At 72.1% G+C, this 16,774-nt stretch carries 2 pseudogenes; both read right to left on the reverse strand.

The window, feature by feature from the left end:
• Positions 1-36 precede the first annotated feature (36 nt).
• A pseudogene (locus OG245_RS29490) lies at positions 37-6,696 on the reverse strand (type I polyketide synthase); the annotation flags it as partial.
• A gap of 44 nt (positions 6,697-6,740) precedes the next feature.
• A pseudogene (locus OG245_RS29495) lies at positions 6,741-16,754 on the reverse strand (type I polyketide synthase); the annotation flags it as partial.
• Positions 16,755-16,774: the final 20 nt, after the last annotated feature.

Consider the following 16,774-nt stretch of genomic DNA (forward strand, 5'->3'; position numbering starts at 1 on the left):
GCATGGAGGGCCACTCGTCATGGGAAATCGGGCGAATCAGTCCGATGCGGGTGCGGCTCCGGGCTGCGGGAAGTACCCGGTCTCGACGAAGAATTCGATGTACTTCGTGAACAGCTCCTCATTCATGGCGGGGCAGGATATCCCGCTGTCTTTCAGTGCCTCTTCGGTTTCCGATACGTCGAACTCCGGATAAAAACGGGAGCTGTCGGAAAGCATCGCCTCGAATGCGCTCATGAGTGGATTCATCGGGTTGTCCCGGTCGGATTCGACCGCGTGGCGCCATGCGTCCCGGCTCCGCGGCTCCAGCCGATAGCCGATCGACCGCAGATGGGCGAGGAAGCCGGGGAGGTCGAGGCTGCTCGGATTGGACAGGTGGAACGTCCGTCCCGCGGCCGCGTCCCTCGCGGAGAGCGCGACGATCGCACTGCTCACGTAGTCCACCGGCACGGCGTGCACCGATCCCTTGAGCCCCTCCGGCACGGCTCCCGCCCGCAGTAGCCCCTTGAGGCTGAGCCAGATGAAGTCCTGGGTCTGGCAGGCGCCGTTGCGCTGATCGCCGGAGACCACGTCCACGCGGTACACGGAGACCGGCAGCCCCCGTTCCCTGGCTGTCCCGATCAGTCGCTCGGCGGCCCACTTGCTCTGTACGTATCCCGTCGACAGCGCCTCGGGGGGGCCGGTCGGGTCGTCCGTGCGTACCGGAGTGCCGTCCTCCCGGGAGCCCGGGAAGACACCGACGGTGGAGACGTAGTGGACGGGCACGGTCCGGTGACGGGCCGCCAGGCGGAGAACCTCCTCGGTCCCCGCGACGTTCGCGGCCTCCAACTCGGCGTAGGGACGGAGCCAGTGCACGGAGGCCCCGGCGTGGTAGACGGCGTCGACGGAGGCGGCCAGCGCGTCGAACTCCGTCTCGACGAGTCCGAGGCGGGGCTTCTCGAGATCGCCGGTCACGATCCTCAGACGGCCGGGTTCGATCTCGTCCCACAGGCGATACCACTCCAGGTTGGCCCGGAGCCGTTCCATCGCCGCCTCCTCGTCGGCGCCCCGCACCAGGCAGTGCACGGTCGCCCGGGTCGTCCGCAGGAGATCGCGCAGCAGGAAGGCGCCGAGGAATCCGGTCGCTCCGGTGAGCAGTACGGCGGAGGGGTCGGGTGCTACGTCCACCACCTCGGCGGCCGGCCGGACGTCCTCCGCCAGCTCCGCACCGCCGTCGAAGTCCCGGGGGAGCGGAGGCCGGGGTCCGGCCGCATCGTTGTCGGTGCCCGAGACCACGGTCCGGCGCAGGTACTCCGCGAGCGCGGCAGGGGTGGGGTGGTCGAAGACCAGGGTTCCCGGGAGCCGCGTGCCGACGATCGCCCCGAGCCGGTTACGGAGTTCCACCGAGGTGAGGGAGTCGAAACCGGCCGAGCGGAACGGCAGTTCCGCGTCCACCGAACGGCCGTCGGAGCCGGTGTGGCCGAGCACGGTGGCGGTCTCGGCCCTGACCAGCGCGAGTACGGCTTCCCGCTGAGCCTCCTCGTTCAGGTCCGCGAGCCGCTCGGCGAGTGAGATCCCCGCATCGCCTGCGTTGTCGGCGACGGGCCGCGGCAGCCTGCCGACCAGCCCGGTCAGGACCCGCGGGCCGAGTGCGGCGTTGGCGCGCAGAGCCTCGACGTCCACGGGTGTCACCAGGAGCGAGGGGCGGCCCGTCGCCAGCGCGGCGTCCATGAGGGCCGGTCCGGCGTCCTCCTCCACCGGGCGCAGCCCTGTACGGGCGATGCGCTGGAAGTCGGCTTCGTCGAGATGCCTGCTCATGCCGGTCGGCTGGTTCCACAGGCCCCAGGCGAGAGAGGCCGCGGGGAGGCCGTGTTGGGCCCGATGGTGGGCTAGGGCGTCGAGGAAGGCGTTGGCCGCGGCGTAGTTGCCCTGGGCGGGCCCGCCCAGGGTGGCGGCGGCGGAGGAGAAGAGCACGAAGGCGCTGAGGGGAAGGTCCCGCGTGAGCCGGTGCAGATTCCAGGCGGTGTCGGCCTTGGCGCTGAGCACCGCGTGGAGGCGCTGCGGCGTGAGGGTGTGCAGAAGGGTGTCGTCGTTGGTCCCGGCCGCGTGGATGACTCCCCTGAGGGGGTGGTGGGCCGGGATGTTGTCGATGAGGCGGGCGAGGCCGGCGTGGTCGGTGGTGTCGCAGGCCGTTATGGCGACGGTGGCGCCGAGCCGGGACAACCGGTCGTGGAGCTCTCGCGCACCGGGTGCGTCCGGGCCCTGACGGCTGACGAGGTGAAGGTGGGTGACGCGGTGGTGCGTGACGAGATGGCGGGCGAAGATCGCGCCGAGCGTACCGGTGCCGCCGGTGATCAGGACGGTGCCCGAGGGGTCCCAGACCGGACCGTGGGCAGAGCGGTCCCCGGCGGGGAGCCGGGACAGCCTCGGTACGGCGGCGATCCCCGATCGCAGGCGCAGCTCGGGCTCGTCGGACGCGAGCAGCGCGGGCAGCACCGCGCGGGAGGAGGCTTCGTCGTCGGTGTCCACCAGCATGATGCGGCCGGGCGCTTCCGACTGGGCCGACCGGACCAGTCCGTGGACGGAGGCCGCCCCGAGGCCGGTCGTCCCGCCGTCCCCGCCGGCCGAGCCGCCACGGGTCAGCAGGATCAGGCGGGTGTCGGCCAGCGATTCGTCCGCGAGCCACTCCCTCAGCAGGCCCAGCGCCCGTTCCGTCGTCCGGTGCGCGGCCTCCGCCCCGGAGGAGGACCCGGAGATCCAGGGCACGACGACCGCGCCGAGCCGTCGACCGGCGGCGACCGCGTCGTGTGCGGCCCGTACGTCCCCGAGGACCTCGGCGCCGGGAGGTGCCTGGTCCGTGCCCTCCGGACCCAGAACCCCCCAGCCGGTCGTCTCCCGCACGGCGGGCAGCGGCAGCGGACGATGCTCCACGCCGAACAGCGCGTCGCCCGGAGCGTGCCCTGCCGCTCCGGCCTCCCCGGCACCTGCCGGCCGGAACGCCAGCGTCCCCACGGAGGCGACGGTCCGGCCCGAGCGATCCGCCAGTACCACCCGCACCGCGTTCGGGCCGGTGGGCGTCATCCGTACCCGGAGCGCCGTCGCCCCTGTGGAGTAGAGGCGGACGTCGTCGCACCGGGCCTCGAAGGGACCGGCGTCCTCGGTCTCCGGCGGGGGACTCCCGACGCCGCACACGCGGGCCACGGTCAACGCCGCTTCCAGCAGGAGAGGGTCGATGCCGTATCCCGGCAGGGTCGCCCCGGCGTCCTCGGGACGCCACACCTCGGCGAACACCTCGTCGTCACGCAGCCAGACGGCCGACACTCCGTAGGGAACTCGGCCGGTCGACGGGTCGCGCAAGCTCTCGACGTCCACCTCCCGCGCGTCCACCGGCGGCCAGGAACCGAGTTCCAGGGGCTGGTCCGGTCCGCTGAAGACCACCGTTCCCTCTGCGGTGAGGTTCCAGGGGGTGTTGGTGTGGTGGGGGGTGTGGGGTCGGGTGTGGATGGTGATGCGGTGCTGGGGGGTGGTGCGGGTGCTGGTGCTGGTGTCGGTGTTGGTGTCGGGGGTGTTGTTGGTGGTGATGGTGGTGTGGATGTGGAGGGTGGTGTGGGGGGTGATGGGTTGGGGGGTGATGGTGAGTTGGTGGAGGTGGGTGGGGCCGAGTTCGTCGGCTGCTCGGAGGGCGGTCTCGATGAGTGTGGAGGGGGGGAGTGCGGTGTGGTGGGTGATCCAGGGGTGGTCGGTGGGGTTGATGTGGTTGGTGAAGTGGAGGGTCTCTGTGCTGCCTGTGCTGCCTGTGCTGCCTGTGCTGCCTGTGATGTCTGTGGTGTTCGGGGTGTGGGGGAGGGGGAGTGCGTTGCCGAGGAGGGGGTGGTTGGTGGGGTGGAGGCCCCAGTGGGTGGGGTCGCTGGTGGGGCGGCCCGCTGTGAGCCAGTAGCGGTGGTGCTGGAAGGCGTAGGTCGGCAGTGGCGTGCGGGTTGCCGGCGGCAGCAGGGCCGCGAGGTCCACCGTCGATCCGCGCAGCCGCAGATGGGCGAGGACGGTGGCGAAGGTGGTGGCCTCGGGCCGGTCGGGATGCAGCAGCGGGAGCGCTGCCGGTGGCCGGTCGGGCAGGCAGAGCTGGGTGAGCGTCGTGAGGCTGCTGTCGGGTCCGGCCTCCACGTAGTCGGTGACCCCGTGGCCGTCGAGGTAGTCGATGCCCTCGCGGAAGCGCACCGTACGGCGGATGTGATCCGCCCAGTAGTCGGGCGAGGCGAGCTGTTCGGCGGTGGCGGGCCTGCCCGTCAGGTTGGAGATGACGGGGATGCGGGGCGGGTGGTACGTGAGGCCGCGGGCCACGGCACGGAAGTCGTCGAGGACCTGGTCCATATGGGGCGAGTGGAAGGCGTGACTGACGGAAAGGAGCTTCGCGCTCTGCCCCTGGGCGTGGAGCCGCGTCACGATGGCCTCGACGACGGCCGCGTCGCCGGAGACGACGGTGGCCTCGGGGCCGTTCACGGCGGCGATGGCGACGGCCGAGGGAGGATATTCGGCCAGGAGGGCCAGTGCCTCCTCCTCCCCTACGCGAAGAGCCGCCATCGCCCCGTGAGCCGGGGCGGACTGCATGAGACGGGCTCGTCGGGCCACCAGGAGGGAGGCGTCCCGCAGATCGAGCACCCCGGCGACATGCGCCGCGGTGATCTCGCCGACGGAGTGCCCCAGCAGGTAGTCGGGGGTCACACCATGGTGTTCGGCCAGCCGGTAGAGGGCCGTCCCGACGGCGAAGAGCGCCGGCTGGGTGTATGCGGTGCGATGCAGCAGGGCGGCGTCCGGGGAGTCGGCCGACGCGAACAGGACCTGGGTGAGGGGGCGTTCCAGATGCGGGTCCAGCTGGGCGAGTGCCTCGTCGAGAGCGCGGGCGAACACCGGCTGGTTCTCGTACAGTTCACGCCCCATGCCGGGACGTTGACTGCCCTGCCCGGTGAAGAGGAAGGCGGTCTTCCCTCTGGGCGAACCGTCGGAGCGGAGCACGCCGGGCGCGCGTTCGTCCCGCGCGAGCGCGCCGAGACTGGTGAGGAGTTCGTCGCGGGTGGTGCCGATGACGGCGGCGCGGCGGTCCAGGGTCGCGCGGCCGGTGAGCAGGGAGAGCGCGACGTCCGCGGGAGGCGTGTCCGGGTTCTCCCGTACGTGCTCAAGGAGGCGATGGGCCTGCGCCGCCAGCCCGGGCGACGACTTCGCCGAGAGGAGCCACACCACCGGCTTCCCTTCGTGGGCGTGGCCGGAGCCCTCCCCGGACCCCGTGTGCGGCTCCGCCGCGGGGGCGGGGTGCGAGCCGTTCCCGCTCTCCCGGGTGTCCGAAGGAGCCTCTTCGAGCACGACGTGGGCGTTGGTTCCGCTGATGCCGAAGGAGGAGACGGCGGCGCGGCGGGGGCGGTCGTGGGCGGGCCAGTCGCGGGCGTGGGTGAGGAGTTCGATGTGGCCGGAGTCCCAGTCGGCGTGGGGGGTGGGGTCCTGGACGTGGAGGGTCTTGGGGAGGGTTCCGTGGCGCATGGCCTGGACCATCTTGATGACGCCGCCGACCCCCGCCGCCGCGACCGCGTGGCCGATGTTGGATTTGAGGGAGCCGAGGTAGAGGGGGTGGTCGTCGGTGCGGTTGCGGCCGTAGGTGGCGAGGAGGGCGTTGGCCTCGATGGGGTCGCCGAGGGGAGTGCCGGTGCCGTGGGCCTCGACGGCGTCGATGTCGGTGGTGGTGAGGCCGGCGTTGGTGAGGGCCTGTTGGATGACGCGTTCCTGGGCGGGTCCGTTGGGTGCGGTGAGGCCGTTGGAGGCGCCGTCCTGGTTGACGGCGGAGCCCCGGACGACGGCGAGGACGTGGTGTCCGTTGCGCCGGGCGTCGGAGAGCCGCTCGACCAGGAGCAGGCCGACGCCCTCGGCCCAGGCGGTTCCGTCGGCCGAGGCGGAGAACGACTTGCACCGCCCGTCGGGCGCGAGCCCCCGCTGCCGGGAGAAGTCCACGAAACCGCCCGGGTCTCCGTTGACCGTCGCCCCGCCCGCGAGGGCCAGGGTGGATTCGCCCGAGCGCACCGACTGGACCGCGAGGTGCAGGGCGACCAGGGAGGAGGAGCAGGCCGTGTCCAGCGACACGGCCGGCCCCTCCAGACCGAAGGTGTACGCGATACGCCCCGACGCGACACTGCTCAGCTTGCTCGTCATCAGGTAGCCCCCCAGCTCCTGCGGAGCGTGGAGCCCTAGGTAGCTCTCCTCGACCACCCCGACGAACACACCGGTGCGGCTCCCGCGCAGTGTGTGGGGGTCGATCCCCGCCTGCTCGAAGGTCTCCCACGCCGTCTCCAGCAGCACCCGCTGCTGCGGGTCCATCGACAGGGCCTCGCGTGGGGATATGCCGAAGAACTCCGCGTCGAAGAGGGTGGCCCCGTCGAGGAATCCGCCCTCCCTGCTGTAGGAACGGCCGGGTTTTCCGGGTTCCGGATCGTAGAGCCCCTCGATGTCCCAGCCCCGGTCGGTCGGCCACCCCGAGATGGCATCGCGTCCGTCCGCGACCAGACGCCACAGATCATCCGGGGACCCCACACCGCCGGGGAACCGGCACGCCATCCCCACGATCGCGATCGCTTCCGTCTCCGCGGCACCCGCCTCCAGCTCGGCCAGCCGTTGACGCGTCTTCTGGAGATCAGCCGTCACCCACTTGAGGTAGTCGACGAGCTTCTCTTCGTTAGCCATGTGTGACACCCGTATCTGTTGTGCGACGACGGTGGAGGGGCTGATCAGTCCGTGGTCCGGCCGAGTTGGTTGTCGATGAAGGCGAAGATCTGGTCCGTCGAGGCCTCCTCGATCTCGTGGACCGCGTCGGAGCCCCCGGGAACGTCGGCCTGGGTCAGCCGAGCGAGGAGCGCCCGCAGCCGCGCCGTGACCTCGGAGCGGTCCTCGTCGTCCGGGGAGGCCGAGGCCAGCGCCGTCTCCAGCCGGGCCAGCTCGTCGAGTGCCGCCCCCGACGACGCCTCGGGCACGAGCAGCGACAGCAGGTGGCCGGTCAGGGCGTCCGGAGTGGGGTGGTCGAAGACCACGGTGGTCGGCAACTGCACCCCCGCCGTGTGGCTCAGGCGCCGGCGCAGGTCCAGTGCGGTGAGGGAGTCCAGGCCGAGTTCCTGGAAGGACCGGTCCCCGGCGATGGCGGCGGGGTCGGCATGGCCCAGCACCGAGGCGACCACGGTGCGCACCACGTCGAGCACGGCCTCGTGCCGCATCGTGACGTCCATGCCCGCCAGCCGCTGGGCCAGCGGCGGCTCCAGGCTTCCGTCCGCGGCGGTCCGGCGCCGGACCCCGGTGCCCGCCGCGGCCTGCCGGGGTGCGTACGCCCGGCCTTCGCGCAGCGCGGCTTCCGCGTTTCCGGACGCCAGCACGGCTTCCAGCGGCCGCCACGGCGCCGCCGTGTCGTCGGCGTCGACCAGGACGAGCCGGCCGGGCGCCTCGGCCTGGGCGGAGCGCACCAGCGCCCGTACTTCCGCCGACACCGATTCCCCGTCGGCGCCCGCTCCGTCGTCACGGACCACGACCACGAGCGGAATGCCGGCGAGCTGGCTGTCGGCCAGCCAGTCGCGGAGCACCGCTACCACCCGGTCGCCGGCTGTCCCCGGCGAGTCCCGCTCGTCGACCGGATCCACCGTCGGCAGCTCGAAGATCACGGCATCGGGCGCCGAGTCGCCCCGAGCCGCCTTGCCCACCGCTGTCACGTCGTCGTACGGAGTGACCAGGGTCTGCTCCGCTCCCTCGGCGCGCCCGCCCAGCGACCCCCAGCGCACGGTGGTGCGGAGGCCGTCAGCGTCGACGGGCAGCCAGTTCGGACCGGGCACGGCGTCGTTCGCCGGTCCGGCCGTTGCGAGCTCGGAGGTCGGGACGTCCCGGAAGACGACGGACTCCACCGATGCCACGAGCTCTCCCGACGCATCCGTCAGCCGCAGGGCGAGCGACCGTTCGCCGGTCTCCGTCACCCGGGCCTGCACGGCGGAGGCACCGGTGGCGAACAGCCGCACTCCCCGCCATTCGACGGGCACCGCCGTACGGCCAGGGCCGGCCTCGAACGGGTGCTCGGCGAGGGCGGCATCCCACAGTGCGGGGTGCAGCCCGTAACGGTCCTTGTCCACCCGGTCCTGCTCGGACAGCTCGGCCTCGACCGTCGTCCCCGGGCCCTTTGGCTCCCCGGCGGGAACGGTGTCGGGGGAGCCGGAACGGAGGTACCCCTCTGCGGTGAGGTTCCAGGGGGTGTTGGTGTGGTGGGGGGTGTGGGGTCGGGTGTGGATGGTGATGCGGTGCTGGGGGGTGGTGCGGGTGCTGGTGTTGGTGTCGGGGGTGTTGTCGGTGGTGATGGTGGTGTGGATGTGGAGGGTGGTGTGGGGGGTGATGGGTTGGGGGGTGATGGTGAGTTGGTGGAGGTGGGTGGGGCCGAGTTCGTCGGCTGCTCGGAGGGCGGTCTCGATGAGTGTGGAGGGGGGGAGTGCGGTGTGGTGGGTGATCCAGGGGTGGTCGGTGGGGTTGATGTGGTTGGTGAAGTGGAGGGTCTCTGTGCTGCCTGTGCTGCCTGTGCTGCCTGTGCTGTCTGTGGTGTTCGGGGTGTGGGGGAGGGGGAGTGCGTTGCCGAGGAGGGGGTGGTCGGTGGGGTGGAGGCCCCAGTGGGTGGGGTCGGTGGTGGGGCGGCCCGCTGTGAGCCAGTAGTGGTGGTGTTGGAAGGGGTAGGTGGGGAGGGGGGTGTGGGGGGTGGTGGGTTGGTGGGTGGTGTTGGGGTTGGGGGTGGTGTGGGTGGTGGTGTGGGTGTGGGTGAGGGCGGTGGTGAGGGTGTGGGTTTCGGGGTGTTTGTTGTGGAGTGGGGTGATGGTGGTGGTGTGGGGGTGGTGGTGTTTGGCGAGGGTGGTGAGGACGGGGTCGGGGCCGATTTCGATGTAGTGGGTGGTGGTGGGGGTGTGGGTGAGGGCGTGGTGGAAGCGGACGGGGTTGCGGAGTTGGCGGGTCCAGTAGTGGGGGGTGGTGTGGTCGGTGGGGGTGGTGGGTTGGCCGGTGAGGGTGGAGATGAGGGGGGTGTGGGGTGGGTGGTAGGTGAGGGTGGTGGCGGTGGCGTGGAATTCTTCGAGGATGTCGTCCATGTGGGGGGAGTGGAAGGCGTGGCTGACGTGGAGGGTTCGGGTTTTGTGGCCGCGTTGGCGCCATTGGGCGGCGAGGGTGTGTGCGGTGTGGTGGTCGCCGGAGATGACGAGGTCGGTGGGGCTGTTGATGGCGGCGAGGGTGATGTGGGTGTGGTGGGTGGCGAGGTCTTCGGCGAGGTCGGTTTCGGTGGCTTGGACGGCGATCATGGTGCCGTCGGTGCGGGCTTGTTGCATGAGGCGGCCGCGGGTGGTGACGAGGGTGGCGGCGTCGGTGAGGGTGAGGATGCCGGCGGCGTGTGCGGCGGCGATTTCTCCGACGGAGTGTCCGATGAGGGTGTGGGGGGTGATTCCGTGGTGGGTGAGGAGGTGGTGGAGGGCGGTCTGGAGGGCGAAGAGGGCGGGTTGGGCCCATTGGGTCTGGTGGAGGAGTTGTGCTTGGGGGGTGTCGGGGCGGGCGAACATGATGTCGCGGAGGGGGTGTTCGAGGTGGGGGTCGAGGGCTTCGCAGGTGTGGTCGAGTGCGGTGGCGAAGACGGGGTTGTGGGTGTGGAGTTGTTGTCCCATGCCGGGTCGTTGGGAGCCCTGGCCGGTGAAGAGGTAGGTGGTGTGGGGGGTTTGGGCTTTGGCGGTGGGGAGGGTGTTGGGGTGGGGGGTGTGGGTGGTGAGTGCGTTCAGGGCGGTGAGGAGTTCGTCGCGGGTGGTGCCGATGACGGCGGCGCGGTGGTCGTGGGTGGTGCGGGTGGTGGCGAGGGCGTGGGCGATGTCGGTGGGGGTGAGGTGGGGGTTGTCGTGGAGGTGGTCGAGGAGGCGGGTGGCCTGGGCGGTGACGGCGGGTGCGGTGCGGGCGGTCAGGACCCAGGAGACCGGCTGAGGCACCACCCCAGCACCAGCCCCGGCCCCGGCCCCGGTGACAGCCCCGGCTCCGGCTTCGGTGACAGCCCCGGCCCCGGCCTCGGCCCCGCCACCGGTCTCGTTGTCGGTGCCGGTGTCGGCTTCGGTGTTGGTGTTGGTGTTGGTGTGGGGGTTTTCGAGGATGAGGTGGGCGTTGGTTCCGCTGATGCCGAAGGAGGAGACGGCGGCGCGGCGGGGGCGGTCGTGGGTGGGCCAGTCGCGGGTGTGGGTGAGGAGTTCGATGTGGCCGGAGTCCCAGTCGGCGTGGGGGGTGGGGTTGTGGACGTGGAGGGTTTTGGGGAGGGTTGCGTGGCGCATGGCCTGGACCATTTTGATGACGCCGCCGACGCCGGCGGCGGCTTGGGTGTGGCCGATGTTGGATTTGAGGGAGCCGAGGTAGAGGGGGTGGTCGTGGGTGCGGTTCTGGCCGTAGGTGGCGAGGAGGGCGTTGGCTTCGATGGGGTCGCCGAGGGTGGTTCCGGTGCCGTGGGCCTCGACGGCGTCGATGTCGGTGGTGGTGAGGCCGGCGTTGGTGAGGGCTTGCTGGATGACGCGTTCCTGGGCGGGTCCGTTGGGTGCGGTGAGGCCGTTGGAGGCGCCGTCCTGGTTCACGGCGGAGCCCCGGACGATGGCGAGGACGTGGTGTCCGTTGCGCCGGGCGTCGGAGAGCCGCTCGACCAGGAGCAGGCCGACGCCCTCGGACCAGCCGGTACCACTCGCGTCCGAGGAGAACGAACGGCACCGCCCGTCGACCGCGAGCCCCCGCTGCCGCGAAAACTCCACGAAGCCGTCCGGTGTGGACATGACCGTGACTCCGCCTGCCAGCGCGAGATCGCACTCCCCCGCCCGCAGCGCGGACGCGGCCTGGTGGATGGCCACCAACGACGAGGAGCACGCGGTGTCGACGCTGATCGCCGGGCCCTCCAGCCCGAAGGTGTACGCGATACGCCCCGACGCCACGCTGCCCGCGTTGCCGCTGAGCAGATACCCTTCCAGGTCCTCGGGCACGTCATGCACCCGTGATCCGTAGTCGTGGTACATCACGCCGGTGTACACACCCGTGCGTGAGCCCCGCAGCGTCGACGCGTCGATCCCCGCGTTCTCGAAGGTCTCCCACGCCGTCTCCAGAAGGAGCCGCTGCTGCGGATCCGTCGCCGTGGCCTCCCTCGGCGACATACCGAAGAACTCCGCGTCGAACCGGTCCGCCTCGTACAGGAACCCACCGTGCCGCGTATAGGACGTACCCACGGCCTCGGGATCCGGATCGTACAGAGCCTCCAGATCCCAACCCCGGCTCTCGGGCCAGGTGGAGACGGCATCGCCGCCGTCGGCGACCAGGCGCCACAGATCGTCGGGCGAGGCCACGCCACCGGGGTACCGGCAGCCCATCCCCACGATCACCACCGGATCGTCCTCCTCGCTCCGCGCCACGGCCGCCGACGGGAGGGACGTCCGCTCGCCGTCCGCGAAGAGCAGCGTCGCGAGGTGCCCCGCGAGGGCGGTGGGCGTCGGATGGTCGAAGACCAGGGTGGTGGGCAGCCGCAGGCCGGTGGCGACGTTGAGACGGTTGCGCAGCTCGACCGCCGTCAGCGAATCGAAGCCCAACTGCTTGAAGGCGCGGTCGGCGGCGACCGCGTCCGCGTCCCCGTGCCCCAGGACGTCGCCGACATGGCTCCGTACCAGCCTGGTCAGCGCCTGCCGCCGTTCGTCGAGGCCCATCCCCGACAACCGTTCCACCAGCGACGACCCGCTCCTGTCGCCGTCGCTCGCCCGGCGGCGCACCACCGGGGCGAAGCCGCGGAGCAGGGGGTGGGGAGCGGCTGCCGCACGCCGCACCGACGTCAGGTCGAGGCGCGTCGCCGCGAGGAGCGCGCGGTCCCGGGCGATCGCGGCGTCGAAAAGGGCCGCACCGTCCTCGGACGACAGGGGCGCCAGACCGGACTGGGCCATCCGCCGGACATCGATGTCCGTCACATGACCGGTGCTCTCGCTGGTCTGTGACCACAGGCCCCAGGCGAGCGACGTCGCCGTCAGACCCTGTGCCCTGCGGTGGTGGGCCAGCGCGTCGAGGAAGGTGTTCCCGGCCGCGTAGTTGGCCTGCCCGGCGGTGCCCAGCAGACCCGCGAGGGAGGAGTAGAGAACGAAGGCGCGCAGGTCCAGATGGCTGGTGAGCCGGTGCAGGTTCCACGCCGCGTCCACCTTGGGCCGCAGCACCGGGGCGAGGCGCTCCGGCGTGAGACCCGCGAGCATCCCGTCGTCCACGGCGCCGGCGGTGTGCACCACGGCCGTCAGCGGCCGGTCGGCGGGCACGGCGGCCAGGACCGGGGCGAGTGCCTCCCGGTCGGCGGCGTCGCAGGCGGCGAAGGTGACCTGTGCTCCCAGCCCGGTCAGCTCCGCCCTCAGCTCCGCCGCCCCTGCGGCCTCCTCGCCGCGACGGCTCAGGAGCAGGAGGTGACGGGCGCCGTGCCGGGCCACGAGGTGCCGGGCGAGCAGGCCGCCGAGCGTGCCGGTGGCCCCCGTGATCAGGACGGTGCCCTCGTCCCAGCCGGGTTCCTCCCGCGAGGTGTCGTCCGCCGGCGGGACGCGGGTCAGCCCGGGGACCAGTACGGTCCCGCCCCGGATCGCGGCCTGGGCCTGGTCCGACGCGGCCAGGGCGCCGAGCAGGGGGCCCGAGCTGTCGTCATCGACGTCCACCAGGAGGAAACGGCCGGGGGCCTCCGCGTGCGCGGAGCGCAGCAGGCCCCATAGCGCGGAGTGCGCCAGGTCGGTGACGTCCTCGTCCCCGGCCGCCACCGCGCCACGCGTGAGGACGACCAGCTTCGACGAGGCCAGCCGCTCCTCGTCGAGCCAGGCGCGGGCCGTCCGCAACACGTCTCGCGTCGCCTCGTGGACCTGACCGGGCAGCGCGTCGTCCCCGGGCGGGGACGCGGGCAGCGGGAGCACCACGACCGAGGGCGCCGCACCTGTGCCGTCGAGCGTGCCGAGCAGCCGGTCGAGGTCAAAGTGGTGGTGCTCCGCGGCCACGCCCAGCGAAGCGGCGAGCGGGTCCCCGGCCTCGCCCAGAACGGCCCAGTCCGCCGAACCGGTCCTCGCGGAGTCGAAGGACAGCTCCGTCCACTCCACCGCGAGCAGGCCGTCGCGCACGATGTCGGCGGGGGACTGCGCCAGGGAGTCCGGTGCCATCGGCCGCAGCGAGAGCGACGTGACGGTGGCCACCGGTGCGCCCGTCCCGTCCGCGACGAACAGGGCGGCCGACTCCTCGCCGGACGTCGTCAGTCTGACGCGCAGCACCGACGCGCCCGCGGCGTGCAGAGTCACCCCGGACCAGGAGAAGGGCAGCAGCGCCGGTCGGTCCTCGCTCAGCACGGGCAGCAGCAGGGGGTGGAGCGCCGCGTCGAGCAGCGCGGGGTGCAGACCGAACAGCTCGGCCTCGGAACGCTGGTCCTCCGCGAGCGCGACTTCGGCGAAGAGTTCGCCCTCTCCCCGCCACAGCCGCCGAAGCCCCTGGAAGGAGGGGCCGTAGTGATAACCACTGCGTACGGCGCGGTCGTAGAACGCGTCGACCTCGACCTCGGTCGTGCCGGGAGGCGGCCAGGACGTCAGATCACCATGGCCGGTCCCGGCCGCCGTCGACAGCAGTCCCGTGGCGTGCGGCGCCCAGGGCCGGTCGCCGTCCGCCTCCCGGTCGGGCCGGGAGAACACCTCAAGCGTCCGGCGGCCGTCCGGGTCCGCTTCCCCGATGACGACCTGGATGCTCACCCCTTCGGACTCCGGCAGCAACAGCGGTGCCGACAGGGTGAGTTCCTCTACATGATCACAGCCGACGTGCTCGCCCGCGCGGAGCGCCAGCTCCACGAAGGCGGTGCCCGGCAGGAGTACCGAGCCGGCCACCGCGTGGTCGGCCAGCCACGGGTGCGACCGGACGGAGAGACGCCCCACGAAGAGGAAGGCGTCCCGGTCGGCCACTCCCACCGCCGCCCCGACCAACGGATGACCGGCCGGGACCAGTCCCAGTCCGGCGGCGTCTCCCGGGGCGGCGACCGGCTCCAGCCAGTGCCTGCGTCCCTGGAAGGCGTACGTGGGCAGATCGACCGGACGCGCGCCCGTCCCGGAGAAGACGGCGTCCCAGTCGATGGCGACGCCCCGGCAGTGGGCTTCGGCCACGGAGCGCCAGAACCGGTCCAGACCGCCCTGGTCGCGTCGGAGTGTGCCGAGGATCCCGGCGTCGGTCCCCTCCAGGGTCTCGCGGACCCCGACCGCCAGGACCGGATGCGGGCTGACCTCCACGAAGGTCCCGAATCCCTGGCCCAGGAGCGCGCGGACCGCACCCTCCAACTGCACGGTCTCGCGCAGGTTGCGGTACCAGTACTCCGCGTCCAGCTCAGGACCCTCCACCCAGTCCCCGGTCACGGTGGAGAAGAACGGAACCTCCGCCTTGCGCGGTGCCACCGGGGCGAGCAGCCGGCCGAGTTCGTCCCGGAGGAGCTCCACGTACGCCGAGTGCGAGGCGTAGTCGACGGGGATGCCGCGGGCGCGCACCTCGTCGGCCAGGCAGGCCGCGAGAAGCTCCTTCAGCGCTTCGGACTCGCCCGAGACCACCACGGAGGACGGCCCGTTGACCGCGGCCACCTGGATGCGTTCCCCCCACGGGGCGATCCGCTCCCGGACCTGATCCGCGGGGAGCGGGACCGAGACCATGGTGCCGAGGCCCGCCAGCTCACGGCCGATGGCCTGGCTGCGCAGCGTCACGACGCGGGCCGCGTCCTCCAGGGAGAGGATGCCCGCCACACACGCGGCCGCGATCTCCCCCTGGGAGTGGCCGATCACGGCGGACGGCTCGACGCCCTGGGCGCGCCACAGGTCGGCGAGCGACACCATCACGGCGAAGAGCACCGGCTGCACGACGTCGACGCGCTCCAGCGGGGCGGCGTCCGGCGCACCGCCCAGGACCGAGCTCAGGGACCACTCGACGAAGGGGGCGAACGCCTCTTCGCACTGAGCGATCCGGGAGGCGAACACCGGTGAGGTCTCCATGAGTTCCCTGGCCATGTCGGCCCACTGCGAGCCCTGTCCCGGGAAGAGGAACGCCGTCCGGGAGGCGGGCGCGACGGTACCGGTCACCACCCCGGAGGCCGTTTCACCGGAGGCCAGTGCCCGCAGCTGGGCGGAGGCGGCCTCGTGGCTCCCGGCGACGACGACGGCACGTCGGGCGAGTCCGGCCCGGCCGGTGGCCAGGGAGAACCCGATGTCGGCGCGGGAGGCCCCGGGCTCCGGACCGAGGTGGTCCAGCAGACGCTGGGCCTGCGCGGCCAGCGCCCGGGGGTCCGCTGCCGACAGCACCCACGGCAGGACACCGGGCTCCGGCGCCGGTTCCGGGACCTGAACAGGTACGTCCGCCGTCTCCACGACGGGCGTCTCCTCCAGCACGACGTGGGCGTTGGTCCCGCCCATCCCGAACGAGGAGACGGCGGCGCGGCGGGGGCGGTCGTGGGCGGGCCAGTCGCGGGCGTGGGTGAGGAGTTCGACGTGGCCCGATTCCCAGTCGACGTGCGGAGAGGGGTCCTGGACGTGGAGGGTCCTGGGGAGGGTTCCGTGGCGCATGGCCTGGACCATCTTGATGACGCCGCCGACGCCGGCCGCGGCCTGGGCATGGCCGATGTTGGACTTGAGGGAGCCGAGGTAGAGGGGGTGGCCGTCGGTGCGGTTCTGGCCGTAGGTGGCGAGGAGGGCGTTGGCCTCGATGGGGTCGCCGAGGGGAGTGCCGGTGCCGTGGGCCTCGACGGCGTCGATGTCGGTGGTGGTGAGGCCGGCGTTGGCGAGGGCCTGTTGGATGACGCGTTCCTGGGCGGGTCCGTTGGGTGCGGTGAGGCCGTTGGAGGCGCCGTCCTGGTTCACGGCGGAGCCCCGGACGATGGCGAGGACGTGGTGTCCGTTGCGCCGGGCGTCGGAGAGCCGCTCGACCAGGAGCAGGCCGACGCCCTCGGCCCAGGCGGTTCCGTCGGCCGAGGCGGAGAACGACTTGCACCGCCCGTCGGGCGCGAGCCCGCGCAGCCGGGAGAACTCCACGAAACCGGTGGGCGTGGCCATCACCGCCGCCCCGCCAGCGAGGGCCAGGGTCGATTCGCCCGAGCGCACCGACTGGACCGCCAGGTGCAGGGCGACCAGGGAGGAGGAGCAGGCCGTGTCCAGCGACACGGCCGGCCCCTCCAGACCGAAGGTGTACGCGATACGCCCGGCGGCGATGCTGCCCGCGCTGCCGCTGTAGAGGTAGCCCTCGAATCCCTCGCCCGGCAGGTGCGGACGCGATCCGTAGTCCGTGTACATCAGCCCCGTGAAGACCCCGGTCCGCGAGCCCCGGAGCTCCCCCGGGTCGATGCCCGCACGCTCCATGGCTTCCCAGGCGGTCTGCAGGAGCAGCCTCTGCTGCGGGTCCGCGGCGAGTGCCTCGCGCGGGGACATGCCGAAGAACTCCGGGTCGAACAGGTCCGCTTCGTGGAGGAAGCCGCCCTCGCGGGTGTAGGAGGAACCCACCCGCTCGGGGTCCGGATCGTACAGAGCCTCCAGATCCCAGCCCCGGTTCTCGGGGAACGTGGACACCGCGTCCACCTCGTCGGTGACGAGCTGCCACAGGTCCTCCGGGGACGCCACTCCGCCGGGGTAGCGACAGGCCATTCCCACGATGGCGACCGGCTCCTGAATCGTCTCCTCGACCTCGCGAAGCCGCCTGCGCGCGTCACGGGCGTCAGCGATAGCCCGCTTGAGATATTCGCGGA

The organism is Streptomyces sp. NBC_01116 (assembly GCF_041435495.1).
Classification (GTDB): Bacteria; Actinomycetota; Actinomycetes; order Streptomycetales; family Streptomycetaceae; genus Streptomyces.